The sequence below is a fragment of the Endozoicomonas sp. genome (assembly GCF_965196975.1).
In the GTDB taxonomy this organism is placed as follows: domain Bacteria; phylum Pseudomonadota; class Gammaproteobacteria; order Pseudomonadales; family Endozoicomonadaceae; genus Endozoicomonas.
The window spans coordinates 4,992,856-5,018,943 of sequence record NZ_OZ239981.1; the positions used below are offsets into that span (position 1 = coordinate 4,992,856).

The following is a 26,088-nucleotide window of genomic DNA, read 5'->3' on the forward strand; positions in this document are numbered from 1 at the left end:
TGAGTGGTGTTCCCATAGTAGCTGTGAAAATAGAGCACTATTGTTTCAATCATTCAGAGAGAGCACCCCTGTAATGGACTGCCTAAATAGGGAGTTAATCGTTGAGCCTCAGAAATACAGGACGTTAAAAACTGGATAGTGACGTCATGGTTGTTTTCAAGCTGGCGTACGATACGATTTCGAATAGGAGTTGGAGTCGCTGCAGCAAGATTTAACATTTCTGCCCGGGCAATATTCTGGCAGTTTTGTTCCCAGGTGAGATTTGAAGGGATTTGACGAAAAATATGCTTTTTTAACGCAAAAACTATTCTTCCAAGCCAGTTGCCGGGCTTGCCAGTGGTGATTTTACCTTTATGCAGTCTTACTAAGTCAGATGATTTACGGTTAGATTCAGTAAATACTTGGAGCTGACTCAGGGAAAAAGCATTATCCATAATACCCATAAATTTATAATTCCCTTTGAAATCAGACAGTAATGTTTTTTGCTCAAACGTTACTGTTCAATCTTCCTGATGTCTGATTGGTTTTATATACAGTTTAGTCATGAAAAAGCTTCATAACTTCCTGAAAAGTTCTTACTTTTTATAACTATATGATAATTATTGAAGATTATGTTTTTATATTTTGCTTCTAAACGCTTCAAACTTGGAGGATTTAACCGTTTTATGCCCCTGATCAATTCTCTAATAGTTCTGCTGTGACAGACTTGAATGTAAATGATTAGACGAGATGGACTATGAATCTGGATCAAAACCAGCTGGTTTCTGATGTGATGCGTAACAGTGTTGCGGGGCAGATTGAAGCGCTGCATGCATTGGAGGCCAGGATCAACGGGAGCTTCAGTGCGGCATTGGAGCTATTGGCCGAGTGTCGTGGCCGGGCCATTATGTTTGGAATGAAGCAATCCGGCCTGGTGGGACAGAAAATCGCCGCCACGCTGTATGCCACAGGCTTATCCACCCATATACTGAATGCTGCCGAAACCTGGGAAGATAATCTGAGTATGATTGGTCCCGGAGACGTCATTATCATGCTCTCATACAGTGGCAGGACTGAGGAGTTGCTTCGTCTTTATCCAGCAATCCGGCAAATGGGTAATAAAGTGATTGCCATTACCGGTGATCCTGCCGGGCCGGTTGCTGAGCAGGCAGATATAGTGCTGGATGCCAGTGTGGTAGAGAGTCGCGAAGATCGAGAACAGGCGCCTACGACCTATACCACAGTTTTGCTGGCGATTGGTGACCTGTTGGCTGAAACCCTGATTCGCCGACGGATGTTCAGCTCTCCCGAAGCACAGCAAAGTGACCAGAAAATGGTGTGGGTACGGGATGTTGTCCAGCGGGGAGATCTTGCAGTGGTTTCGCCGGATTGCAGCCTTCGTAAAGTGATGCAGACCATGACCAGTCATCGGACTAACCTGTGTCTTGTCATGGAAGGGGACTTGCTGTGCGGCATAATCACGGATGGTGACTTGCGCCGAAATCTGGCCGGGGCAGAGAGCCTTCAGGGGATTCACGCAAGAAATATTATGAACGGTACACCAATCTGTGTTCAGGAAAATATCAGTGCTGAGGAAGCTCGACTTTTAATGAAAGAGCAGGGTATTCATACACTGGTGGTGAAAGACCGTGACCAGAACGTGGTAGGGCTGTTGACTATTGACAGTGTTTGAGTGTGGCTTATCTGGGTATAGGTTGAGCTATACCCAGGCTCTTTTATGTCTGTTCATCCATTTGCCATCACTAAGTGCACTAACTTATCTACCAATGCTTAGTGAATAGGATACTGATTGGATTTGACCACTTGCGTCAGTGTTAAATACAAACCCCATAAGGTTGTCAAAGAATTCCCCTCTGATAAAAAACCATTGATTGCCTTCCTGCCTGATCTCTTTTTTATCAAGATCTTTTGTGCCAAAGGATGTGCTGATGGGGTAGAGAGTATCCAGCGCCTCTTCAAGAACCTGCGCGTCCTTATGAGTTCTCAGCATAAATTGCTTATTTAGCATACTAAAGAGTTTTGGAAGGGGCTCATTTGTGGTGGGTGATTCAAGATAAATGAATTTATTTCCCTGCTTTACTAATGTTCTATTTTGAGATGAAGAAGAAACTTCCTCAATATCATGTTGTGTAATCGTTACATCATAAAATTTTGCAGAGAAGGTCTTTTTTATCGCGCTGTTATCCAGCACTCTGGCTTTTGTCTTGATCTTTATATTGTTGACGATTGTTCTCTGGATACCTTTTTTCTCTTCGGCGGTAAGAGGCTGAGCCAGAGCTGTTTGGAAGATGCCAGCTGATAATATAATGGTAAAAAGAGCAATTATTGACTTCATGTGTTGTATTCATTCTTGGTTGTAAGTGTTATTTAGTGATTGCGTATCGACACCGCAGCACTCATATTAATCCGCCTCTGCAGCCATTTGAATGCATATCAATGGGAACTTAATGGATAAGACAGACCGGAATATACTCCGAGAGTTGCAAAAAGATACGACACTATCACTGGCTGATTTGTCTGAGAAGGTGAATCTTTCTCCGACTCCCTGCTGGAAGCGGATTAAACGACTCGAGGCTGAAGGTTACATAACAAGGCGGGTAGCGCTTGTGAATCCTGAGAAGGTTGGCTTGGGCGTTTCTGTTTTTGTCCATATCAAAACCCGTCGTCACAACAGCGAGTGGCTGGACTCCTTTGGGAAGGTGATTAGCAGCTATCCGGAGATAGCTGAATGCTATCGAATGAGTGGGGAGTACGATTACCTGCTGAGAGTGGTGGTGAAAGATATCCAGTCGTTTGACCGGTTTTACAAAGAGCTGGTCAATAGAGTGGATGGTCTTACTGACGTTACTTCCAGTTTTGCTATGGAACAAATGAAGTATACGACAGCATTGCCGCTATAAATGCCCTCTCAAGATTGATAAATCCAATTAAGAAGCGTTTAATGCTCTGCGTCTTTCCTTTCAGAAAAAGAACCCATGATGAAATATAAGTTAAGTTCTTTGCTGGCATCTTTTCTGGTTATCACTCTGGCACTGCCCTTTATGAGTGCTCATGCTGCATCGAAAGAAGAGTTGAATGCCGAAGTCAAAGCTACGTTGAAGAAATTGTATCAAGAGCGACCTGCAGCAAAAGAGTTGAGTAGAAAAGCCAAAGGTATACTGGTATTTCCTACTGTTGTGAAGGGTGGGATAGGCATTGGGGGGGAGTTTGGTGATGGCGCCCTTCTGGTTAACAACCGTATACAGTCTTATTACCGGACAATATCTGCATCCATTGGCTTCCAGCTTGGGGCTCAGGCACGATCTCAGGTGATCATGTTTATGACCAGTACTGCACTGAAGAATTTCCAGAATAGCGATGGCTGGGAAGCTGGAGTCGATGGAAGTGTGGCTATTGCTGAGTTTGGCGCTGGTGGCACAATAACGACTGAAACAGCAAAAGCGCCCATTATTGGGTTTATTCTGGATAATAAAGGTTTGATGTATAACCTGACTCTGGAAGGCTCAAAGATATCAAAAATTGAGAAGTAAAGCGCATATAGAATCGGCCTCCAAAGAGGCCGATTAGGTGCTTAGAAGTTGTACTTCAGCGTGTAGACCAGACCGTTCTGGTAGCTATTGGAACCCAGCTTGTCGTCGGCATAACGGTACTGAATGCCTGCGGTGATTTTCTCATTGGCATTCCACCACAGAGCAGCTGCACCGTTGTTGCCATCCTTCTTGCCATCATGGTACTGCTTGTCACGATCAAACTCATACTCATGCCAGTTGCTGAACATGAAGTCCTGGCCTGCCAGCTTGAAGCCGTAACCCATGACCCAGCCTGCAACCAGACCATTGTAGCCACTGAAATGACCAAAGTTGCCAGTTTTGTTGGTGTTGTTGATCGCTAAGAATGGCTTCCAGAAGAAGTTAGCATTCTGATAATTAAACCCAACACCAACCAGACGGTTTTGTTCGCTGAAATCGGCTGTGTCAACATCATAGATGTGGCCATAGAGGTTAAAACCGGTATTTCCCAGGTAATAACGCATGGTGCCTTTCATAGCTGTGCGACGGCCGTTGCCATCGGATTCTTCGTTGTTCTTGTGTGGGTTTTCCAGATCGAAAAAGCCGTATACTTCACCCCAACTGAATCCTGCACCACCTTCCAGCTCCAGAAACATGAAGTCTTTCTTTTTAGCACGACTTTCAGTGCCGCTGGACCAGTCAAGGTAGTTGATGCTGACGTTACCAAAACCGTACTGATAGTCAGCACTGGCAGTAGTAGAGAAGCCTGCAGTGATGATTGCTGCAGCAAGAGTAGATTTACGCAGGAAGCCCATAGAACATCTCTGTATATAGGGTTGGCATGAAAAATGTTGACTGACTGTACATATAATGTGCACGTTGGACAATACGTACTAGAAACAGTCATTCTCCTATCGTTAATGTCTATGCGATGGTGTTCTCCCTTTCACGCTTGCTCGCGGGCTGACTGGAAAGTACAGTTCGTTAGCTGTTTTTATTATGTGAATCCAGGCTGATGCCTTTCTGGGGGAGTTCTTGTGAGCAAGTTGTTTTGTGGCAGAGTCTATGTGCCGAACTTTCTGATGGCTGTCTTTGCCTGGCTTATGATCACTCCTTCATCCGCTAAAGCGGTCGTCTGTTATGAACCCTCTCCTTCGGTGATAGCGGGAGAAAACATTTTTGATTGCAAAAAATCGGAGCCATTATCTGCAACGGAGCAGAGAAACCTCCGGGTATTCCTGAAAAAGGTTGATCGCAGGTGGCAGGGAGATGCTCGTCGTGTGACCTGTGTTGGCAGTGAGAATAATGCCCGTCAGATTAAGCGAAGGACTAGCCTTAATATGGATGTTGACGGTGACTACCGTAGAGGCATGACGTTCCGCTCCGAGATTTATAACCCTGAAAGAAAGAGCCGCTACTCAGAAAAATTCAGCCTCTATCAGGTCGACGGCTTCCTCCGTATGGACAGTCGCGGGTCTGATGGTGATATTGAGGTTATGTATATTGGTGCCAACGAACTGATCTATCTGCAGCGCTATTTTGTCAGAAAGGTTGAGCCAGCCAAACCAGAAGAAGAGAAGCCGGAACCCCCAGCCATTATTCAACCGTTGCCAATACTGCCTATCCAGCCATTGCCATCGATTCAGCCAGTGGATGAAGTTATCACACAGCCTGTGCAGCGTATCCGTCCGGGGGACGATCGAAAGCGTATTTCGAGGCCCACAAAAGATATACCGGAAGAAGAGATTGAGTACAGCCCGGGCGGAATACTGAACGAAGTGGTTCGCCATCTGGTCATTAATGGACGAAATCTTCAGATAGAGACGACGGTCTATGCCAATGGCTTTCTGGCATCGTCAGAGAAGTGGCAGTTGAGATGATGTACTGACCAGAAAAGTGGTTGGTCTGGATGAAGCTATGAATATATTGTCAATACAGTCCCATGTTTCCCTAGGGCATGCAGGTAATGCTTCAGCGGTATTTCCGCTTCAGCGTATGGGGGTAAATGTCTGGCCAGTCTATACGGTGCTTTTCTCTCATTCCGGGCCAAACCGGAAAGGTTCCACTGTGTCAGCAAAAACGGTGGAGGCCGTATTGGAGGGTATTGATGCACAAGGAGTAGTAGGGCAATGTGATGGAATACTGTCCGGTTACCTGGGGGAACCGGAAACAGCAGAAGTACTGGGTGATGCGGTAAAGCGTTTCAAACAGCAGAACCCGGAACTGCTTTATTGCTGTGATCCCGTTATGGGTGATGATGGCAGAGTCTATGTTGATAAAGCGTTGACATCATTGTTCCTTAACTCTCTGATACCCATGGCAGATATTGTCACTCCAAACCAGTTTGAGCTTGAGCTGCTGACTGGGCTCAGGGCTTCAACACTGGATAGTGTAAAAATGGCTGGCCAGGCACTGGCTGCTCTTGGTCCAGAGATTGTTCTGGTGACCAGTGTTATGCCTGACGATTCCGATAACAGTAAGGTTGGGATGATGGTGGTCACTGAGCGGGATGCCTGGTATGTGCAGACGCCATTTTTTGAAAAGCCTGGTGCCATTGGTGGCTCAGGTGATGTGGCAACCGCCGTTTTTCTGGCCAGATATCTGACCGTTAAAGACCTGAAACTTGCCCTTGAATATACGGCGGGAGTCATGTTTGGTTTGTTTGAACATGCCTGCCAGACAGGGAGTAATGAGCTTCAGCTGATTGAAGCCCAGGATAAACTGGTTAATCCGCCATTGGTATTTACTGCCCAATGCCTTTAACCCGGATATTGCGATGAAACCGATAAAGCATAAGGTTAAGCAGTCTTTTCAGAGTGGGCAGGACAAAGCGGTGGATCTTGCCAGATCTGCGGCCAGTTCATTGGAAAATGGCGTCGACCGGCTGCTTAACCGACGTATTACACTCGGGGTAACTGGCTTCAGCGGCAGTGGTAAGACCACTCTGATCACCAGCCTTATGCATCAGTTACAGCATTATCCAGGAGCGCTTCTGGCTGCTTTTCCACCGGTTTTGCAGGATCGTTTGTTGGGAGTAAAGCTGTCTGCTCTGGATGGCGTTGCACTGTTTCCTTATCAGCGAGGCATTGAGGCGTTATCGAGAGGTCGTTGGCCGGAAGCGACAAGGAATGAATCTGGCTGCCTGCTGGAGATCAAGTTTCGTAATCAGCCTGGGCTATTTCGCCGGGGAAAACCGGGGATCAGTCGTCTTTATCTGGAGATTCGTGACTATCCTGGAGAGTGGTTACTGGATCTGCCGTTGCTGGATATGGATTACCGTGCCTGGTGTACTCAATGTCATGCCCTTTTCAACAGTGCAATGCGCCTGTCTATCGGTCGGAGCTATATAGAAAAGCTGAAGTCCATTGATCCTCTGGAAACCATTTCTGAGCTGGAACTGCAGGTGCTATGGCAGGAGCAACTGACCTTTCTCAAGGCTTGCCAGCAGGCTGGTCTGACCATGATTCAGCCCGGACGCTGGCTTCATGCCGAACCTTCAGGTGATGAGAGTAAACTTCCATTTATTCCTCTGCTTTCGATTACTGGTCTTCCAGAAGATAAGCTTGGAGGGGCTACAGAAAGCTCTTTATTCAAAGTGTGTGAAAGGCATTATCAGCACTATCTGGAAACTCGAGTCAAACCCTTTTATCGACATACTTTTCAGAAGGTCGACCGACAGCTGGTGCTGGTTGATGTTCTCAAGTCGTTGAACAGTGGCCAGAAAGCATTTGATGACCTTCGCTTCTCTTTGACTCAGGTACTTCAAAGTTTTGATTATGGGCGCAACAGTCTGCTCAGAAGATTAATTCAGCCACGAATCGATCGGGTTGTGTTCGCCGCCAGTAAAATTGACCAGGTACTGCCTGATCAGCATGAAGCGGTCAGAGGGCTGACGGCAAACCTGGTTCAGGATGCAAGGCGCAGAGCGGCGTTCAATGCTATTGATGTCCGCTGTGAAGCGGTTGCAGCCGTTCGCTCAACGACTTATGTAGACTATCGGGGGCGTCAGGCTCTGCAGGGGATGACAGAACAGGGCCCGGGAGTGCTGCTGCACCCGGATATTCCCGAACAGATTCCGGTGATGGATGACTGGCAGGCTCTGGGCCAGTGGCAGCTGCGCCGACTGATGCCGCCAGAGGGACTTCAGCTGACCGCTGGTGGACGATTACCCCATATCCGTCTGGATAGTATTCTTAATGATCTGCTGGGAGACCGTTTTTCATGAGCAGACATCACGACCCATACTTTATCCCTCTGGAATCAGAGCAATCCCTTGATACACCGGACTCCATCAGTGATGGTTTTCAGGGTCGGGTGTTGACAGGACCTGAGCTGGCAGCCAAACCAGTTCGCTTTCTGAAGTCAGCATTTTATGGACTGCTGACTCTGCTGATGATATTGGCACTTTGGCAAACGGTCGAACTGGGCTTTTTTCTCTATCAACTGCACTGGTCATTAGCCTTACTGTTTTCTGTACTTTTTCTGGCCCTGGCTGTCATTGTCGTTAAAGCCGTTGTAGAGTTTTTCCTGTATCAACGCGACTTCAAACATATCACCGAACTGCAGGAGCAGGCTGCACAGTTTCGAAACCAGAGAACAACAGTATTAAAAAAACACTGGCTTGGGCGGTTGAGAAAACTCTATCAGGGCAAGCCTCAGCAGGTGCTGCTGGAACAAGTGTTATCTGAGATGCCTGATTACGCTGATGACAGCGAGCTATTGTCTTACCTGGATAGCCATTTTTTCCAGAAACTGGATCAGCACGCACTTACCCTTATTTCACAACATAGCCAGCAAGTCGCTTTGATGGTGGCACTCAGCCCATTTGCTGCTGTCGATATGCTGCTGTCTGTCTGGCGCAGTATTCAGATGCTCGATGAGATCTGTCAGGTCTATGGTGTTAGGCCTTCATTGCCTGCTCGTACCCATCTATTAAAAATGGTTCTGGAGCAGATGGCGCTGGCGGGTGCTACAGAACTGCTGTCTGATCAGTTGGCAGATTTTACGTCCAACCAATTGTTGAGCGTAGTGAGCTCCCAGGCTGCCAGCGGGGTTGGCGTAGGCATCTATTCTGCCCGCATTGGGCTCAGGGCCATGGCGCTCTGTCGTCCAATTCCTTTCGCTGATGATCAGAAACCCGGTATTGGTCGTTTAGCCAAAAGTATCCTCTCTTCCATGGAAGCCCGGTTTCGGAATACAACTGACTCCAAAAAGAAAGCGGAATAATCTTCTTGTCCCTGTCTCAGTAAAGGAGCTCCTGCAGCTGTAGGTTGCTCCCTAATCTCTATTTCTACTGACACGTGCATTTTCACTGAGAAGCTGACTTTTTCAGGTGGGCTCCTCCGGTTTAATTAAGAATAAAAAGCAATCAATACTATGGATAAATACGGCTAAAGGGTATTATTTATTCAATATAACGATTTCTATAAACACATAAAGAGCTGATAGTTATTAATTGATAGGATGCTGCCTTTAACTGGCATTTCCGGGGGAATCTCAAAAGGCATGGGTCGACCAGCAACAGCAACGATAAGCCTTGATGCGCTGCGTCATAACTATCGTATTGCCCAACAACTGTCTGGTAGTGGTCAGGTGATGGCTGTGGTAAAGGCGGACGCCTATAGCCACGGTGCGACTGCCTGTGCGACCGCGCTTGCCGATATTGCCAGTGGGTTTGCGGTTGCCTGTATTGAGGAAGCCCTGGAACTTCGTGCTGCTGGGATCAAACAGCCCATACTGCTGCTGGAGGGCTTTTTTGAACCTTCAGAGCTGGAGATGATTGACCAGTACCGTCTGGATACGGTGATCCATCATCAGTATCAGATTGATGCACTAGTCGCCCATCCTCTCGACCATCCGGTAAGGCTGTGGTTGAAGATGGATTCCGGTATGGGACGGGTTGGCTTTGCCCCTGATGAGTACCGTAAGGTCTGGAAACAACTCAATGATCTCTCCTTTGTTAAAGACATTGTGTTGATGAGTCATTTTGCCTGTGCAGATGAGTCAGACAGTGATCATGCTCAACAGCAGCTGACAACCTTCAATAATCATACCCATGACCTGCCTGGTGAACGCAGTTTTTGTAATTCAGCAGGACTCGTTGCTCTGAAAGAAGCCCGGGGAGGCTGGAATCGTCCTGGCCTGCTGCTTTATGGCGTCTCTCCATTTCCAGAAACTCATGGTATTGAGCAGAAAATAACGCCTGTTATGGAGCTGAGTTCTGCCATTATCAGCATTAAAGAGATTCCGACCGGAAGCTCTGTTGGCTATGGAAGTCGTTGGATCGCCGAAAGACCAACGCGAATCGGAGTGGTTGCTATAGGTTATGCGGATGGTTATCCCCGTCATGCGGCCAATGGAACACCGGTAGTTATTAATGGTCACCGGGTTCCGCTGGTGGGCAGAGTATCGATGGATATGTTGACTGTGGATTTAACCGATTTGCCCAATGTGAAAATCGGGGATCGTGCGATTCTCTGGGGTAATGATCTATCCGTTGCTGAGGTCGCAGAATGTTCAAATACCATTCCCTATCAGCTGTTGTGTAATTTGAACAGGGTGCCAGTTGAGTACCATGAGACAAGCATAGTGATGACTGAAACAGCAGAAGCGGTCAGTGCTTGAGAAGCAGTTCAGTCCATAAAAAAAACCGGGCAATGCCCGGTTTTTTTAACTGGTGCCAAACCTTTCCAGGCTGGCTCTTCTTTCCCTTTCTGAACGGCGCATAAACCACCATCCAAACAGGGCAGCCAGAGACACGACCAGAATGATCAGTGTTGCCATGGCGTTAATCTTGGGTGAGATCCCCAGACGCACGGATGAGAATACCACCATTGGCAGAGTGGTTGAGCCCGGGCCGGAGACAAAACTGGCAATGACCAGATCATCCAGAGACAGGGTGAATGCCAGCAACCAGCCGGCTGCCAGCGATGGGGCAATGGTTGGGATTGTGATCAGAAAGAACGTTCTGAATGGAGTGGCTCCCAGATCCATCGCGGCCTCTTCGATGGAGCGATCCACTTCCCGCAATCTTGCTCCAACCACAACCGCCACATAGGCGGTGGAGAAGGTGACGTGGGCGATCCAGATGGTCAGCATGCCCCGCTCCATGGGCCAGCCGATCAGGTCAGCCATGGTGACAAACAGCAGAAGCAGCGACAGGCCAGTGATCACGTCCGGCATCACCAGTGGAGCTGTTAACATGCTGTTAAAGGCGGTTCTGCCACGGAATTTGCCAAAACGGTCAATAGCAAAGGCAGAGACCGTGCCCAGAATCACGGCCATGGAGGCGCTATAGAAAGCAATTCTCAAGCTGGTCCATACGGCGCCCATCAGTTGCTCATCCTGAAACAGCTCTACATACCATTTGGTTGAGAAACCTGCCCAGACGGTTACCAGCCGTGAAGCATTGAAGGAATAAATCACGAGGATGAACATGGGCAGATAGAGAAAAATCAGCCCAAGTATCAGCATGATGGTGGAAAAGCCCGGCTTTTTGATTCGCCCAAAGCTGTTGGCGCGCTCAGTTGCAGTAGTCATTACAGGCTGGCCTCCAGTTGCTTCGCCTGCTGGCGATTAAAGAAGGCAATAGGCAGGCAGAGGATCAGCAGCATGATCATGGCCAGGGAACTGGCTAATGGCCAGTCACGGTTGTTGAAGAACTCCTGCCAGAGCACTTTACCGATCATCAGGCTTTCAGGTCCTCCCAGCAGCTCAGGAATCACGTATTCTCCTACAGCAGGGATAAAGACCAGCATACAGCCTGCGATAATGCCACCCTTGGACAGAGGCAGGGTAACCCTGAAAAAGGTCTCCCATGGACGGCAGCCCAGGTCATTGGCTGCTTCCAGTAGTGATTTATCCAGTTGGGTCAGGTTGGCATAGATAGGGAGCACCATAAATGGCAGATAGGCATAAACGATGCCTATGTAAACGGCGATATTGGTGTTCAAGATCTGCAGGGGTTGGTCAATAATGCCACACCACATCAACAGGTTGTTCAGTAACCCGTTATTTTTCAGTATTCCCATCCAGGCGTATATGCGGATCAGGAAAGAGGTCCATGATGGCAGCAGTACCAGCATGAGCAGGAAACTTTGTTTTCTTCCGGGTGCCTGAGCCATGGCGTAGGCCATTGGATAGCCCAGCAGAAGGCAGAAGAAGGTCGCAACCAGAGCCAGCCTGATCGAGGTCAGATAGGCTTGCAGGTACATCTCATCGTCGGCTAGGAACAGGTAATTGCCCAGATTTAAATTGAACGTCAATACTTCATCGAAGTACTCAACGATGGCTGAATAGGGCGGAATGGCAATTTCTGCCGATGAAAAGCTGATCTTGACCACAATCAGGAAAGGGACAAGAAAGAATAACAGCAGCCAGAGATAGGGGACGCCAAGAACGAGGCGACGTCCCCACAGCTCCCTTAAGGCGTTTACCCTCTCTGGTCCCCACGCTGTCGCGGAGGCGCCTTTTGTTAACAGGTTGGACATGACAGATTCCACAAAATATCCGTTACCAGTGACTTACATTAAACGGTGGTAAGCCTGAATAGTTTACGAAATAGAAAGCCTTCAGCTCAGAAGTGCCTTCAGACTGTTCTCAAACACAAAATATAACGCCATGTGCGACTTTTAGGTTTGCATAAGGAGACATGACTGATCCTGCTTTCTGCTATTAAAAGCAGTAGAAAGCAAAGAAGGTTTCAGTCATGCCCGTTGAAGAGTTTATCACTACAGTCTACTGCTTGATCGACGATTTGGTAAAAGAGCTTTTTCCTGTACCACTGCGACTTCGAGGGTTTCCACCAAAGCTCACTGATAGTGAAGCGATCACCATGGAAGTTGTCGGTGAATGGCTTGGGCATCATAAGGACACTGAGATTTGGAAGTATTTTACCCGACACTGGCGACACCTGTTTCCTGACATTCCTTCACGCTCGGCATTTGTCAAACAGGCCGCCAACTTATGGCATGTGAAACAACGACTGCAAATTCGTATAGTCCAGATGATGCATGCAGATAATGCAGATATCCATTTAATCGATGGTTTTCCGATTGATGTTGTCGTCAGAACCCGTGCACCACAGAGCCGTATCTTTAAAGCTGAGGCTGGTTATGGTTACTGCGCTTCCAAGGACAAGAAGTTCTATGGCTTTCAGGGGCATTTGCTGGTTGAAGCACGAGGGATTCCTGTGGGTTTTACTCTGACCGCAGCGAACGTAGATGAGCGTGATGCAGCCTATGACATGCTCGAGACCATTTCTGGCCTCTTGCTTGGCGATAAGGGCTATATAAGGCCTGAGTTTAAAGCTGATTGTCAGGAATTAGGTATTGATCTTCAGACGCCACTGAGAAAAAACATGCAAGATGAACGTCCGAAGTCGTTTGTAAAGCTGGTATTACGGGTACGACGGAGAATAGAAACAGTGATAGGTCAATTGACAGAGCGCTTTGAAATAGAAAAGTGCCATTGTCGAGATAGATGGCATATGACATCACGTATCGCTCGGAAGTTACTGGCACATAATATTGGTTCTTATCTGAATATAATTGCTGGTCGTCCTGCAATACAGTTTGAGAACCTTATTTCCGAAGATTAAAAAACGGAAAGCAAATAATTGCGTGATTTTGAAGATACAACTTGGACTTACCATCATGCTAGCCCGGATATTTCATAAACGTGCTCCCGTTCTCGCTTGTCCTTTGCCGCCCTAAGGGAGTTTTGCTCGGTCGACCGTACTCCCCGGTACGGCACTCCCTCACAAAATCCCTTAGGGCGACAAAGTCCTGCCCGAGATTCGGGGCAGTTTATGAAATATCCGGGCTAGTAATTTGAGATAGTTTCAGACAAAGTCGCACATCGCGTAAAATATACTGAATAAGATTAGCGGTGATTGATCAGCTATTCAGGACAACACCACTGTCATCATCCCAGCTGATATAGACTTCATCGCCCCAGGTCGGGTTATCGGCAGTACGTATCACGTTAGCCATGTTGGACTGCACCATCATGCCTGATGGAAGCCGAATGTGATAAACCGAGTGACCTCCCAGATAGGCAATGTCGTGAACCACGCCTTTGCTCCAGTTGTAGTTCCCTTCGGGCTGTTCTCGCGTCACCATGGTTTTTTCAGGACGAACTGCAATCCAGACCTTACGGTCTTCCAGTGGCGCCATGATGCCGTGGCCGATGTAGATAGGCTGTTGAACCTGGTGCGATTGAATGATGACGTAACCCGCTTCTTCTTCGGTGATTTCACCTTCAAACATATTGACGGAACCAATGAATTCGGCCGTCATACGGCTGTTCGGGTTTTCGTAGATATCGATAGGTGTACCCACCTGGACAATCCAGCCAGCGTCCATGATGCCGATGCGTTCAGCCATGGTCATCGCTTCTTCCTGGTCATGGGTCACCATAATGCAGGTTACCCCTACTTCTTCGATGATATCCACAACCTCAAGCTGCATGCGGCTGCGCAGCTTCTTATCGAGCGCACCCATGGGCTCGTCCAATAGCAGCAGTTTGGGGCGTTTTGCCAGGCTTCTCGCCAGCGCCACGCGTTGGCGCTGGCCGCCAGAGAGCTGATGTGGCTTACGTCGGGCATACTTTTCCATATGCACCAGTTTCAACATTTCCTCGACACGCTGAGCAATGATGTCTTTTGGCAGACGATCCTGTTTTAGTCCAAACGCAACATTTTGCTCCACCGTCATATGAGGGAAGAGAGCGTAAGACTGAAACATCATGTTGATGGGGCGCAGATATGGTGGCAAGTTGGTAATATTCTGCCCATCCAGGTAAATATTGCCCTCAGAAGGTGTTTCGAAACCTGCCAGCATCCTTAATAATGTGGATTTTCCAGACCCCGAGCCACCCAGTAGCGCAAAAATCTCACCCTTTTTTATGTTCAGGCTGACATTATCAACGGCGATAACGTCATCGAACTTTTTGGTAACCTGATCGATTTTGACCAGTATCTCATTGCCTGAGCGACCCTTTATCGGTGGTGTCGACGGCGTTGGGGAATGTTTCGGGGAGACAGATGCTGTACTCATCTAAAATTTTCTCCAGCCCGGAATATAAAGAACAGGGTAGAACCCGGTGAGTGTGCTTTAATAGGCTCTGCTGACATAAGTTTATCGTCAGAAACACCGGATCGCATGTAACGATAATGTGTTTTGAGCTTATGAAAAGAGCCTTCAAACCCTCAAGGAAGTGAAAAGCCCGCGCATTGTCCATAAAAATGCAAAGATTGAAAATAATTTTGCGATAAACCCTGATGGAAGATATTAGTAATGCTCACTTGCAGATTCATCATTCGTACCCTAACCTGCCTCAGCCGGAGGTGATTTGCCCTTTGATATTAGAAGAACCGTTGTCTTAATCAGGGCGTGTCTTAAAGAAGATGAATACAAACCTCACTAACCCCTTATGCTATCGTGTTCCACTTTTATTAGTGCCTGAATACGCATTGTCAAAAAACGACTGAAATCATGAGAAGCCGAAAAGAAGTTGTCCGCCAGTTGGATCGTATCGATCGCAATATTCTCCGTACCCTGCAGGAGCAGGGGCGTATATCGTATGTAGAGCTGGCGGACAAGGTCGGGTTAAGTACGACGCCCTGTATGGAACGAGTTAAACGCCTGGAAAGGGAAGGCATTATTCAGGGCTATTCTGCGCGCTTGAATCCGAAATACCTTCAGGCAGGGCTTCTTGTGTTTGTTGAGATCAGCCTCTATACCAAGTCAGCTGATATTTTTGACGACTTCCGTAAGGCCGTGATCAAGCTGCCAAATGTGCTGGAATGCCACCTGGTTTCTGGTCATTTTGACTATCTGGTTAAGGCGCGAATTTCAGAGATGGCTTCTTACCGTGAGTTGTTAGGGGATATTCTTTTGAAGCTGCCGGGCGTGAGAGAGTCGAAGAGCTATATCGTGATGGAAGAGCTCAAGGAAACACTCAGTCTTCCAATTGCCGATTAGTCTGGCCTGATTTTTTGGGGATATTAGCGGCCTGATGTGTTTGTATAAGCGGTGCTATGCGTTTAGAGGATGCTTCAGAAAGGTATTTATCCCTCCTGAAGCTCACCCGCTACCTGATAATCTCTGATGTAGTAGTTCAATGCGACTTCATCCTGATCTTCAATGTTCCGAAGTACAAAGCCTGCAGCAAAATCTGCCTGTTCACTGACGGTCTGGCACCATACACACTCCGCGGTTAATGAAACCCGATAAGCGCTATCCTGTGGTCCTGGAAGGACCAGAGTGACATTTCTGGTTTCGGATGGCCTCACGCCCTGGTCTGTCAGAATGCTAAAGCCTCCCTTTGAGACATCTTCAAGAATACCAATAGACAGACCGGTGTCGTTATCGAGAACTTCTGCGGTTTTTTCCAGTGTTTTTCTTGGAAATCGACGCTTTTCTTGTTGTATTTGCGACATTTTGGCCTCCATGCATTAGAGGGAAGGAAGGACTAAGTTACCACCTTTTGTTTTCAAAATGCATCTTTTACATGACTTTGTGAGTTCATCGTCGTGATGAAACCAAGTGGTTGGAGTGGTAACGCTTTAGTCAAATACTTGAGTTAAATAGCGGCCAATGGGGAGAATGAATAAAGTTTTTTATAACTTCTTGGCTGTTGACAACAGCACTGAACTTCCTCTGTAATCGAATAAGGCGTTATCAAAAAGCCTGGTAGTTGGTAGAGCTTTAAAAGCTGACCGTTATTAAAGTTTTGCCGTTTAAAATAAAAATAAATAGCCATTATTGTTAGCTTGTCCTAACCCTGGGCGTGCCGATAGTTATGGCATTACACCAGAGCCTGCTGCTCTGCAACATACGGAGGGATCCCGTCATGTTCAGACAGATTACCGAGGCGCGTATCAATGATCTTCATTGTAAATTTGATGAAGAATCTGGCCTCAAATCCGTCATCGCTATTCACAGTACCCGCAGAGGGCCAGCCCTCGGTGGCTGTCGAATCATTCCTTACTCTTCTTCTGACGAAGCTATTACTGATGCCATTCGTCTTGCCCGTGGTATGAGCTACAAATCAGCGCTTGCTGGCCTTGACCTCGGGGGAGGGAAAGCAGTCATCATGGAACCGGAAGGTGACTATGACCGGAAAGCGCTTTTTGAAGCTTTCGGACGCTTTCTCAACGAGCTTGGAGGTCGTTACGCTACCGCTATGGATAGCGGTACAACAGTAGCGGATATGGACACCATTGCTACCCAGTCCCCTCATGTGACCTGCACATCGTCTTGTGGAAGTCCGGCACCGTTTACTGCGGAAGGCGTTTATTATGGGGTGCTTGCCTGCCTTAAAGCCCATCCTTCATTACCAGATAACCTCAAAGGCCTGAGAGTCGCCGTTCAGGGGCTGGGCAATGTGGGTTATACCCTTTGTGAACGACTTTTTAATGATGGAGCACAGCTGATTGTTGCTGATATCAATCAGCAGCGAGTAGATCAGTGTGTCCGAGAGTTTGGCGCCAAAGCGGTCGCACCGGATGAGATTCATTCGGTGCCTTGCGATCTGTTTAGCCCATGCGGCCTTGGAGGCATTCTTAATAGCGACACCATTGGTCAGTTACAGTGTGCTGCCGTTGCTGGGTCAGCGAACAACCAACTGCTGACTGAGGAAGACGGTATCGCTCTCTTCGATCGTGACATTCTCTTTGCACCGGACTACCTGATTAATTCTGGTGGACTGATTTTTGTCGCCATGACTTACCTGCAAAGCAGTCAGAGTGATATGCACCGGCGCCTTCGTGGCATTCACGACACCCTGTTACAGATTTTCAGCCGACAGAACCAGGCTGGGTTACCCGCCAGTGTCATCGCTGATCAAATGGCAGAAGCCATTGTTTATGGTGAAAACTCTTCACAGTTGACGGCATAGGGGGGAGCAATAATGGATTTAGCAGGAAACACGTCGCTTTCCATGGAGCAGTTTCTGGATGCTGAAGGCGAAGTCATAAAAAAGCTGCCGGCCTGGGTCGGTAATGAAGAGATTCTCATTGATTACTATCGAACCATGGTGATAGCCCGACAGGGGGATCATAAAGCAGTAGCGTTGCAGCGGACTGGTAAGATGGGCACTTACCCTTCCTGTCTTGGACAGGAAGCTATCAGTACGGTTTGCGCTGCCCTGTTGGAAAAAGAAGATGTTTTGATTCCTTATTATCGAGATCTTCCGGGATTGATGAGAAGAGGCATCCCTCTCAGTGATGTCATGCTCTATTGGGGCGGTGATGAGCGAGGGAGTGCCAGCTCAGCCTGGGGCCAGGATTTACCCAATTGTGTACCCATTGCTACTCAGGCTGGGCACGCGGCAGGTATTGCCACAGCCATTAAGATTCGGCACGAGGCCGGTGATCCTTTGAAAGTCGCATTATGTGCACTGGGCGATGGTGCTACGTCTAAAGGGGATTTTGGTGAAGCGTTGAATCTGGCAGGTGCCTGGCAGCTACCAGTGGTTTATATCATTAACAACAATCAGTGGGCTATTTCGGTCCCCAGAAAAATTCAGTCAGGTGCGCCGACGCTGGCACAGAAAGGGCTGGCCGCTGGTTTACCTTCTTATCAGGTTGACGGCAATGATGTTATCGCACTTCATGAAGTGGTGAGTGCCGCTATTGATCGTGCCCGACAGGGTAAGGGGGCTACCGTGATAGAAGCTATCAGCTATCGGCTTTGCGATCACACCACTGCTGATGACGCCAGCCGTTACCGGGGTAGTGAAGAACTCAAGGATGCCTGGCATAAAGAACCCATCAAGCGGCTTCGTAACTTCCTGCATCACCGAGGTTTGTGGGATGAGAGAAAAGAGCAGGCTTTAAAAGAAGAGGCTGATCGTATCATTGAGAGAGCAGTGGAAACCTACCTGAACACACCGCTTCCTGCTATTGAAGACCTGTTTGATTATCACTATGCGAATATGCCAGCTCAGTTGGAGCAACAGAAAAACGATGCGCTTGCCAGAGAAAAGTTGCGTCAGGGAAGCATGAATTCAGCCGGAGGTCATCTCAATGGATAACAAACTGACCATGGTTGAGGCCGTCAATCTGGCGCTTGATCATGCTATGGACATTGATCCGGATGTTGTGTTGCTTGGTGAAGATATTGGGGTCAATGGTGGTGTCTTTCGGGCAACTCAGGGATTGCGGGATAAGTATGGTCTGAAGCGGGTTATGGATACACCATTGGCTGAAACCCTTATTGCGGGTATCAGTGTGGGTATGGCTGCCCAGGGGATGAAACCAGTGGCGGAAATACAGTTCATGGGGTTCATCTTTCCTGCAATGGAACAGTTAATCTGCCATGCAGCACGCATGAGAAACAGAACCCGGGGACGGTTGGCGTGTCCTCTGGTGCTGCGGGCTCCCTTTGGTGGAGGTATCCATGCCCCGGAGCATCATTCGGAAAGCACTGAAGCGCTGTTTGCCCATATTCCGGGGTTAAGAGTGGTAATCCCATCGTCACCCGTTAGAGCCTATGGTTTGCTTCGTGCTGCTATTAATGAACCTGATCCGGTGATCTTCCTGGAGCCAAAGCGTATATACCGGGCAAGCAAACAGGTGGTTGATGTTTCCAGTGATCCTCTGCCACTGGATACCTGTTTCACTTTAAAAGTGGGTCAGGATGTGACTTTGGTAAGCTGGGGAGCGTCAGTTCGGGAAACCATGGAGGCAGCCGACGTTTTGGAGAGTCATGGCATTGCTGCAGAAGTGATTGATGTCGCTACCATCAAGCCCCTCGATATGGAGACTATTTTGACTTCAGTCAGGAAGACAGGGCGCTGTGTCATCGTTCATGAAGCTTGCCGGAGTTTTGGGGTAGGAGCTGAGATTGCTGCCGGTCTCATGGAAAGGGCGTTTGATGATCTGAAGGCCCCCGTTGAGCGTGTCACTGGTTTTGATACGACAATGCCCTACTACCGAATGGAGGATCATTATCTACCACAGGTAGATGATATTGTCAGAGCATCAATCAAGAGCCTTGCCAGACACTAGTCATGCAGATTATTGCTAATACCGGCATCATTATTTAAATAGCCCTGAGCGGCAAATGCTGTCAGAACTGCAGAACTGAAAACAGACAGTATTTTTATAATAAAAGGGTACAGTCATGCGCTTTTTCAATTTACCAGATTTAGGGGAAGGTATTCCTGAAGCAGACATTGTCGAATGGCATGTGGGAGAAGGTGATAGCATCAAGGAAGATCAGCCCATGGTCTCTGTCGAGACAGCTAAAGCCATTGTTGAAGTTCCTGCACCCTGCACAGGAGTGATTGCCCGTCTTTGTGGTCAGCCTGGAGACACTATTCTCACAGGAGCTCCTTTGGTTGAATTTGTAACCGATGAGGAAGATAGCGGTACTGTAGTTGGTAAACTGGCCAGTGATGATTCCAGCACCAATAGAGATGATTCTTTTATTATTGGCTCACCAGCAGATGGACAGGCTCAGCAAACGTCTTCATCTCATATTGCACAAAGTGGACTTAAATCACTGGCTGAGCAGTTTCAGGTAGATCTTGGTGCTGTAACAAACCGTAGAAACGCTGTACAAAATACAATTTCCTATCCCCTGGAAAATCCAGAGCCATTGAAAGGTGTCCGTAAGCATATGGCCCGCACCATGGCAGAGTCTCATGCTTCAGTCGTCCAGGTCACGTTGTTTGATGACGCGGATATTGATCACTGGGAAGATCAAGAAGACATCACTGTTCGCCTGATTCAGGCGATTGCCAGTGCCAGTGAAGTCGAGCCTGCGCTTAATGCCTGGTTTGATGGTGCTTCAATGAGCAGGCAGCTTCATGATTCTGTTGACCTGGGACTGGCAGTTGACAGTGAGGAAGGGTTGTTTGTTCCAGTTTTACGCGACGTCGCAAGAATGAAGAAAGGGGATGTACGTGAAAGTATTAATAAGCTTAGAGAAGGAGTGAAAGACAGAAGTCTGCCAAACTCAGAGCTTCAGGGTGCAACTATCACGTTGAGTAATTTTGGTGTCTTTGCCGGGAAATATGCTACGCCGGTAGTTGTGCCTCCAACCGTTTGTATTATCGGTGTTGGCAGGCTGAGAGAAGAAATAGTCAGCGTTGATGGTAAGCCTGAGAGCCACCGTACTTTGCCTTTGTCACTGTCGTTTGATCACCGCGCAGCAACGGGTGGTGAAGCAACACGTTTCCTCTATGCAATGATTCAACAGTTGCAGAAGTAGTCAAAAATCCACATTATAAAATCTGGGGCAAGAAAAAATGCGCTATCAAACAAGGGATGTTTTGATAGTGCCATGCTTGTCGGGCAGCTTTTCCAGGACGAAAAGGCTAAGTGCGAGACCATCAGAAGTTGCGAGCGATGAAGGATAATATCTCTGCCAGCATGCTGCAAGGAAGCCAGTTGTTATAAAAAGTGCATCAATGTAGGCCAGATTTTTTAGACTGAATTTTCGTATCCCGCTTTTGCCGGTCATGACACAGAGTTCTCTGGTTTGTCTGACGGGCGTTATATGTCACCTTTTTCTATAGCATTTTTGATCAGTATGAACTGCTTTCTGGCATTCAGAGCTGCTCGATAAAAGTTATAAAAAAATGTGGTCAAAGTTCTGACTCTGCCGATAGCGTACTTGAGAAGGGTGGGCTTCCAGATTAGCTATCGGTCAAACGTTCCTGGTAACAAAAGCAGACAGAGGCGGGTGAAGGCATGGACATCTTCAATAATTATCAGCAGAGATTTCAATCAACCCAGCAGGAAGAGCTGACCATCGAAGAGTATCTGGCACTGTGCAGGAAAGATCCTTCTGCTTATGCCAATGCGGCTGAGCGTATGCTTATGGCCATTGGTGAGCCTGAGATGGTTGATACCTCGAGGGATTCTAGGCTCAGTCGTATTTTCTCCAATAAACTGATTAAACGCTATCCAGCATTCCGTGAATTTTATGGGATGGAAGAAGCGATTGAGCAGATCGTTTCCTATTTTATGCATGCAGCTCAAGGGCTGGAAGAGAAGAAGCAAATACTTTACCTGCTAGGGCCCGTCGGTGGTGGTAAGTCTTCTCTTGCAGAAAGGCTGAAAGCATTAATGGAAAAAGTCCCGTTCTATGCAATAAAAGGTTCACCTGTTTTTGAGTCCCCTCTGAATCTTTTCAATCCTGGTGAAGATGCCGACATTCTTGAGAAAGAGTATGGTATCCCCAATCGTTACCTTGGTGGAATCATGTCACCCTGGGCGGTTAAGCGGTTAAATGAATTTGGCGGTGATATCACCAAATTTAAGGTGGTGAAGCTGCATCCGAGTATTCTTAATCAGGTGGCCATTGCCAAGACTGAACCTGGCGATGAGAACAACCAGGATATATCCAGCCTGGTCGGTAAGGTTGATATACGCCAGCTTGAAGAATATTCACAGGACGACCCTGATGCCTATAGCTTCTCCGGGGCACTCTGCCGTGCTAACCAGGGCATGATGGAGTTTGTGGAAATGTTCAAGGCACCAATCAAGGTTCTCCACCCACTGCTGACCGCTACCCAGGAAGGTAACTACAACAGTACTGAAGGTATGGGGGCCATTCCTTATAACGGAATCATTCTTGCCCACTCGAATGAATCGGAGTGGCAGTCGTTCAAGAATAATAAGACCAATGAAGCCTTTATTGACCGGGTAAATATCGTCAAAGTGCCCTACTGCACCCGGGTGACCGAAGAAATTCATATCTATGAGAAGCTTCTTGCTAACAGTTCTCTGAAAGATTCCCCTTGTGCGCCAGATACATTAAAGATGCTGGCAAAGTTCACAGTCTTGTCACGAATCAAGGAACCCGAAAATTCCAATGTCTATTCCAAGATGCGGATTTATGATGGTGAAAACCTGAAAGATACGGACCCCAATGCCAAGCCACTGCAGGAGTATAAAGATTCAGCGGGTGTTGATGAGGGTATGGAAGGCTTGTCTACCCGTTTTGCTTTCAAGATTCTCTCAAAGGTATTCAACTTTGACCCAACGGAAATTGCAGCTAACCCGGTCCACATGCTTTACGTATTGGAGCAGCAGATTGAGCAGCAGCAGTATCCAAAAGAGGTGCACGAGCGTTATTTGCGCTATGTGAAAGAGTTCCTGGCTCCCAAGTACATTGAGTCTCTGGGTAAAGAGATACAGACCGCCTATCTTGAGTCATACTCAGAGTATGGACAGAACATTTTTGACCGATACATAACTTATGCTGACTTCTGGATTCAGGATCAGGAGTACCGTGACCCTGAAACCGGCGATATTCTGGACCGCTCGGCAATCAATGATGAGCTGGAGAAAATCGAGAAAGCTGCCAGTATCGCAAATCCAAAAGATTTCCGTAACGAGGTAGTCAATTTCGTGCTCAGGGCCAGGGCTAATCACAACGGGCAAAACCCGAGTTGGCTCAGCTACGAAAAGATGCGCACAGTGATTGAGAAGAAAATGTTCTCTAATACTGAAGATCTTCTCCCGGTTATTTCATTTAATGCCAAAGGCAGTCAGGAAGACCAGAGGAAGCATAATGAGTTTGTTAAGCGCATGGTAGAAAGAGGGTATACCGAGAAGCAGGTCAGGTTGCTTGCTGAATGGTATATCAGGGTGCGCAAGTCGCAGTAACTGCAGTCCAGGTAGAGTGGCAACTTAGCAGGGCGAACGGATTCTCGCCTTGTTTGCCACTCTACCCTGTTTTACACAAGGAGCGTGATCATGAGTATTATTATCGATCGACGGTTGAATGGAAAAAACAAAAGTACCGTCAATCGCCAGCGGTTTCTTGAGAGATACAAAAGGCATATCAAGAAAGCAGTGTCCGATGCTGTGAATAAACGCTCCATTACTGATGTCGTATCTGGCAGTGAAGTCACTATTCCCAAAAAAGATCTTTCTGAGCCGGTGTTTCGCCACGGTCAGGGGGGGCGTTATAAGCAAGTACATCCTGGTAACAAAGAGTTTGTCAGTGGTGATCGTATTAAGCGCCCATCTGGTGGCAGTGGTTCTGGCAGTGGAAAAGGAAAGGCCGGTAATAGCGGCGACGGAATGGATGAGTTCAGTTTCCAGATAAATCACGATGAGTTTCTGGAATATATGTTTGATAACCTGGAGCTCCCGAACCTGGTTCGAAAGCAGCTTGAGGATATGACGGAGTTTAAGATCCGGCAGGCAGGGTATACGACCGCAGGCTCTCCAGATCGCTTGAATGTAGTGCGTTCCCTGCGTTCAGCGCATGCTCGCCGTATTGCATTATCCGGCGGTGATCGACGTGAAATACGCGCACTGAAAAAAGAACTCAGGGAGATGGAAGTAAGCCCTGATGAAACAGATCAGCAAAGAGCCATTGAGTTAAGAGAACGTATAAAAGAGCTTAATGCCAAACTGAAAAAGCTACCATTTATTGATGATTTTGACCTGAAATACAACAACATGGTCAAAGTACCTTCTCCCAGTAATAAGGCCGTTATGTTCTGTGTGATGGATGTGTCTGGATCGATGACCCAGGATATCAAAGACATGGCTAAGCGGTTCTTTATTCTGCTCTATCTGTTTCTACAGCGTAATTACAAAGAGATTGAAGTGGTTTTCATCCGTCATCATACAGCGGCAAAAGAGGTGGATGAAGATGACTTTTTCTATTCAAGAGAAACTGGCGGAACTATAGTCTCCAGTGCACTTGAGATGACTCGGGATGTTATCAATAAACGTTACAGCCCCGCTGACTGGAATATCTATGTTGCTCAGGCATCGGATGGGGATAACTGGGAGGGTGACTCCAGTGTTTGCACCAAAATTCTGACCGAACAGATTATGCAAAAGGTTCAGTATTACTGTTATGTAGAAATCACAGATCGTGCTCATCAGAACTTATGGCGTGAGTATCAGAGTGTAGCTGAAAAGTTTAAAGATCACTTTGCCATGCAGCAGATTAAATCGCCCAGTGATATTTACCCGGTTTTCCGCAAACTATTTGAAAAAAAGGAAAATGCATGAGCAGCAAGTTGATCTCTACTGGTCCGGAGTGGACCTTTGAATTGGTTCAACAATATGACAAAGAGCTTGCTCGTATTGCTGATCGATTCAGACTGGATACCTATCCGAATCAGATTGAGATCATCAGTTCCGAACAGATGATGGATGCCTATGCCTCAACCGGTATGCCATTAATGTATAGCCACTGGAGTTTTGGTAAGCACTTTCTTCATACTCAGCAGAACTATCAACGTGGTCGGATGGGGTTGGCCTACGAAATAGTGATCAACTCAAATCCATGCATTGCGTACTTGATGGAAGAGAATACGATGACCATGCAGGCTCTGGTATTAGCCCATGCCAGCTATGGACATAACTCCTTCTTTAAAGGGAATTATCTGTTTCAAACCTGGACAGATGCTGAGTCTATTATTGATTACCTGCTATTTGCCAAAAATTATATTGCTGAGTGTGAAGAGAAATATGGTATCGAGGCGGTTGAAGAAATACTGGATGCTTGCCATGCCTTAATGAATCAGGGGGTTAATAGATATAAAAGACCCAGACCCTTATCGGCTGAACAGGAGCAGGCCAGACAGGAAGAGAGAGCGGAATATATTCAGCGAACATTAAACGATATATGGACAACGATTCCCAAAGTTGAGAAAGAAGAGCAGGAACAGGTAGAGCGATTCCCTAAAGACCCAGAAGAGAACCTGCTCTATTTCCTTGAAAAGAATGCCCCACTGTTGGAAACCTGGCAGAGAGAGATATTACGAATTGCCAGAAAAATTGCCCAATACTACTATCCCCAGAAACAGACCCAGGTGATGAATGAAGGATGGGCCTGCTTCTGGCATTACCACCTTCTTCATGAGCTGTACAATGAAGGAAAGGTAACCGATGGTTTTATGCTGGAGTTTCTTCATTCTCATTCCAGCGTTATCTACCAGCCGGCTTTTGATAGCCCGCATTACAGTGGTATCAACCCATATACTCTTGGCTTTAATATGTTTATGGATATTCGCCGTATATGTGAAAACCCTACGGATGAAGATCGAGAGTGGTTTCCAGATATTGCTGGAAGTGACTGGCTGGATACCGTCCACTTTGCTATGAAAAACTTTAAGGATGAAAGCTTTATCCTTCAGTTCCTGTCACCCAAGGTAATGCGAGATTTAAGATTGTTTTCAATTCTGGATGATGAGTCCCGTTCTTATCTTGAAGTGGATAGTATTCACGATGAAATGGGGTATAAAGAAATACGTGAGTCACTGGCGGCTCAGTATAATCTTGGCAATAGAGAGCCAAACATTCAGGTTTATAATGTGAATGTTCGAGGTGATCGAATGCTGACTCTTCGTCATTATCAGCATCAAGGTCGGCCTCTGGGGAAAGAGACAGATGAACTTCTGAAGCATATTCACCGGATTTGGCAATTTGATGTCGAGATTGAATCATTCGAAAATGGTGCAGTAACTCAAAGCTGGCAATGCAGTGAAAATAGTAAGAGGAAATAGAAATCTATTCGTATTTATATGACCTAGTGGTAGGGGCACATAAGTTACTGCCAGTACGCATCTAAAACACACAGGACGATTCCTG

The 26,088-nt window shown here is 47.2% G+C and carries 25 protein-coding genes; 17 read left to right on the top strand and 8 right to left on the bottom strand.

Features of this window, described 5'->3' with window-relative positions; genetic code table 11:
* Positions 1 to 53 precede the first annotated feature (53 nt).
* Positions 54 to 443 carry a hypothetical protein gene (locus ACOCLE_RS22410; RefSeq protein WP_419534314.1) on the bottom strand — a complete coding sequence of 130 codons (390 nt, stop codon included), beginning with the start codon at positions 441 to 443 and terminating at the stop codon, positions 54 to 56.
* A gap of 293 nt (positions 444 to 736) precedes the next feature.
* On the opposite strand from ACOCLE_RS22410, the gene ACOCLE_RS22415 reads away from it, so the two are divergent.
* Entirely contained in the window at positions 737 to 1,672 is a 936-nt protein-coding gene (locus ACOCLE_RS22415) for an SIS domain-containing protein (protein WP_419534315.1), read from the top strand.
* Between the two features lie 84 nt (positions 1,673 to 1,756).
* On the opposite strand, the gene ACOCLE_RS22420 is transcribed toward ACOCLE_RS22415, so the two are convergent.
* A complete protein-coding gene (locus ACOCLE_RS22420) occupies positions 1,757 to 2,335 on the bottom strand; it encodes a hypothetical protein (RefSeq protein WP_419534316.1) in 579 nt (192 codons plus the stop codon).
* Positions 2,336 to 2,447: 112 nt separating this feature from the next.
* Between ACOCLE_RS22420 and ACOCLE_RS22425 the strand changes: the two genes are divergently transcribed.
* Positions 2,448 to 2,900: an Lrp/AsnC family transcriptional regulator gene (locus ACOCLE_RS22425; protein WP_419534317.1), complete on the top strand. Its 453-nt coding sequence runs from the start codon at positions 2,448 to 2,450 to the stop codon at positions 2,898 to 2,900.
* 75 nt (positions 2,901 to 2,975) lie between these two features.
* On the top strand, positions 2,976 to 3,530 hold the full coding sequence (locus ACOCLE_RS22430) for a YSC84-related protein (protein WP_419534318.1): 555 nt from the start codon (positions 2,976 to 2,978) through the stop codon (positions 3,528 to 3,530).
* 41 nt (positions 3,531 to 3,571) lie between these two features.
* Here the strand turns inward: ACOCLE_RS22430 and ACOCLE_RS22435 are convergent, their stop codons facing one another.
* Positions 3,572 to 4,324 (bottom strand): outer membrane protein OmpK, encoded by a 753-nt coding sequence (locus ACOCLE_RS22435; protein ID WP_419534319.1) that lies wholly within the window; start codon positions 4,322 to 4,324, stop codon positions 3,572 to 3,574.
* Between the two features lie 222 nt (positions 4,325 to 4,546).
* Between ACOCLE_RS22435 and ACOCLE_RS22440 the strand changes: the two genes are divergently transcribed.
* The 5 genes from ACOCLE_RS22440 to alr all read left to right on the top strand — a co-directional run bounded on the left by ACOCLE_RS22440 (position 4,547) and on the right by alr (position 10,133).
* A complete protein-coding gene (locus ACOCLE_RS22440) occupies positions 4,547 to 5,389 on the top strand; it encodes a hypothetical protein (RefSeq protein ID WP_419534320.1) in 843 nt (280 codons plus the stop codon).
* A gap of 37 nt (positions 5,390 to 5,426) precedes the next feature.
* Positions 5,427 to 6,272: a pyridoxal kinase PdxY gene (pdxY, locus tag ACOCLE_RS22445; RefSeq protein ID WP_419534321.1), complete on the top strand. Its 846-nt coding sequence runs from the start codon at positions 5,427 to 5,429 to the stop codon at positions 6,270 to 6,272.
* Between the two features lie 13 nt (positions 6,273 to 6,285).
* Positions 6,286 to 7,734 carry a YcjX family protein gene (locus tag ACOCLE_RS22450; RefSeq protein ID WP_419534322.1) on the top strand — a complete coding sequence of 483 codons (1,449 nt, stop codon included), beginning with the start codon at positions 6,286 to 6,288 and terminating at the stop codon, positions 7,732 to 7,734.
* The gene (locus ACOCLE_RS22455) at positions 7,731 to 8,735 is read left to right on the top strand and encodes a TIGR01620 family protein (RefSeq protein WP_419534323.1); all 1,005 of its coding nucleotides are present in this window, start codon (positions 7,731 to 7,733) and stop codon (positions 8,733 to 8,735) included. The genes ACOCLE_RS22450 and ACOCLE_RS22455 overlap by 4 nt, the downstream gene beginning before the upstream one ends.
* Positions 8,736 to 8,972: 237 nt before the next feature.
* The gene (alr, locus tag ACOCLE_RS22460; protein ID WP_419534324.1) at positions 8,973 to 10,133 is read left to right on the top strand and encodes an alanine racemase; all 1,161 of its coding nucleotides are present in this window, start codon (positions 8,973 to 8,975) and stop codon (positions 10,131 to 10,133) included.
* Between the two features lie 45 nt (positions 10,134 to 10,178).
* Here alr and ACOCLE_RS22465 read toward each other — a convergent pair whose 3' ends face one another.
* Together ACOCLE_RS22465 and ACOCLE_RS22470 are read right to left on the bottom strand one after the other, a co-directional pair.
* Positions 10,179 to 10,982: an ABC transporter permease subunit gene (locus ACOCLE_RS22465; protein WP_083232413.1), complete on the bottom strand. Its 804-nt coding sequence runs from the start codon at positions 10,980 to 10,982 to the stop codon at positions 10,179 to 10,181.
* A 65-nt stretch (positions 10,983 to 11,047) separates the two neighbouring features.
* Positions 11,048 to 11,998, bottom strand: coding sequence for an ABC transporter permease subunit (locus ACOCLE_RS22470; protein ID WP_419534325.1), 951 nt, complete (start codon positions 11,996 to 11,998; stop codon positions 11,048 to 11,050).
* Positions 11,999 to 12,216: 218 nt separating this feature from the next.
* On the opposite strand from ACOCLE_RS22470, the gene ACOCLE_RS22475 reads away from it, so the two are divergent.
* Complete coding sequence (locus ACOCLE_RS22475; RefSeq protein ID WP_419533099.1) at positions 12,217 to 13,107, top strand: IS982 family transposase; 891 nt, start codon at positions 12,217 to 12,219, stop codon at positions 13,105 to 13,107.
* 298 nt (positions 13,108 to 13,405) lie between these two features.
* Here ACOCLE_RS22475 and potA read toward each other — a convergent pair whose 3' ends face one another.
* Positions 13,406 to 14,566, bottom strand: coding sequence for a polyamine ABC transporter ATP-binding protein (potA, locus tag ACOCLE_RS22480; RefSeq protein WP_419534326.1), 1,161 nt, complete (start codon positions 14,564 to 14,566; stop codon positions 13,406 to 13,408).
* A 438-nt stretch (positions 14,567 to 15,004) separates the two neighbouring features.
* On the opposite strand from potA, the gene lrp reads away from it, so the two are divergent.
* A complete protein-coding gene (gene lrp, locus ACOCLE_RS22485) occupies positions 15,005 to 15,493 on the top strand; it encodes a leucine-responsive transcriptional regulator Lrp (RefSeq protein ID WP_020582577.1) in 489 nt (162 codons plus the stop codon).
* Positions 15,494 to 15,579: 86 nt separating this feature from the next.
* Here lrp and ACOCLE_RS22490 read toward each other — a convergent pair whose 3' ends face one another.
* Positions 15,580 to 15,951, bottom strand: coding sequence for a PilZ domain-containing protein (locus ACOCLE_RS22490; RefSeq protein WP_419534327.1), 372 nt, complete (start codon positions 15,949 to 15,951; stop codon positions 15,580 to 15,582).
* A 413-nt stretch (positions 15,952 to 16,364) separates the two neighbouring features.
* On the opposite strand from ACOCLE_RS22490, the gene ACOCLE_RS22495 reads away from it, so the two are divergent.
* From ACOCLE_RS22495 to ACOCLE_RS22510, 4 genes are all read left to right on the top strand, one after another.
* Entirely contained in the window at positions 16,365 to 17,411 is a 1,047-nt protein-coding gene (locus ACOCLE_RS22495; RefSeq protein WP_419534328.1) for a Leu/Phe/Val dehydrogenase, read from the top strand.
* A gap of 12 nt (positions 17,412 to 17,423) precedes the next feature.
* On the top strand, positions 17,424 to 18,548 hold the full coding sequence (pdhA, locus tag ACOCLE_RS22500; RefSeq protein ID WP_419534329.1) for a pyruvate dehydrogenase (acetyl-transferring) E1 component subunit alpha: 1,125 nt from the start codon (positions 17,424 to 17,426) through the stop codon (positions 18,546 to 18,548).
* On the top strand, positions 18,541 to 19,524 hold the full coding sequence (locus ACOCLE_RS22505) for an alpha-ketoacid dehydrogenase subunit beta (RefSeq protein ID WP_419534330.1): 984 nt from the start codon (positions 18,541 to 18,543) through the stop codon (positions 19,522 to 19,524). Before pdhA ends, ACOCLE_RS22505 begins: the two co-directional genes overlap by 8 nt.
* A 115-nt stretch (positions 19,525 to 19,639) precedes the next feature.
* On the top strand, positions 19,640 to 20,731 hold the full coding sequence (locus ACOCLE_RS22510) for a dihydrolipoamide acetyltransferase family protein (RefSeq protein ID WP_419534331.1): 1,092 nt from the start codon (positions 19,640 to 19,642) through the stop codon (positions 20,729 to 20,731).
* Between the two features lie 45 nt (positions 20,732 to 20,776).
* Here the strand turns inward: ACOCLE_RS22510 and ACOCLE_RS22515 are convergent, their stop codons facing one another.
* The gene (locus ACOCLE_RS22515; RefSeq protein WP_419534332.1) at positions 20,777 to 20,983 is read right to left on the bottom strand and encodes a hypothetical protein; all 207 of its coding nucleotides are present in this window, start codon (positions 20,981 to 20,983) and stop codon (positions 20,777 to 20,779) included.
* A 230-nt stretch (positions 20,984 to 21,213) separates the two neighbouring features.
* Between ACOCLE_RS22515 and ACOCLE_RS22520 the strand changes: the two genes are divergently transcribed.
* The 3 genes from ACOCLE_RS22520 to ACOCLE_RS22530 all read left to right on the top strand — a co-directional run bounded on the left by ACOCLE_RS22520 (position 21,214) and on the right by ACOCLE_RS22530 (position 26,003).
* The gene (locus ACOCLE_RS22520) at positions 21,214 to 23,136 is read left to right on the top strand and encodes a PrkA family serine protein kinase (protein ID WP_419534333.1); all 1,923 of its coding nucleotides are present in this window, start codon (positions 21,214 to 21,216) and stop codon (positions 23,134 to 23,136) included.
* A gap of 90 nt (positions 23,137 to 23,226) precedes the next feature.
* Positions 23,227 to 24,504, top strand: a complete 1,278-nt coding sequence (locus tag ACOCLE_RS22525; protein WP_419534334.1) for a YeaH/YhbH family protein — start codon at positions 23,227 to 23,229, stop codon at positions 24,502 to 24,504.
* Positions 24,501 to 26,003 carry a SpoVR family protein gene (locus ACOCLE_RS22530; protein ID WP_419534335.1) on the top strand — a complete coding sequence of 501 codons (1,503 nt, stop codon included), beginning with the start codon at positions 24,501 to 24,503 and terminating at the stop codon, positions 26,001 to 26,003. The genes ACOCLE_RS22525 and ACOCLE_RS22530 overlap by 4 nt, the downstream gene beginning before the upstream one ends.
* The last annotated feature ends 85 nt before the right edge of the window (positions 26,004 to 26,088 follow it).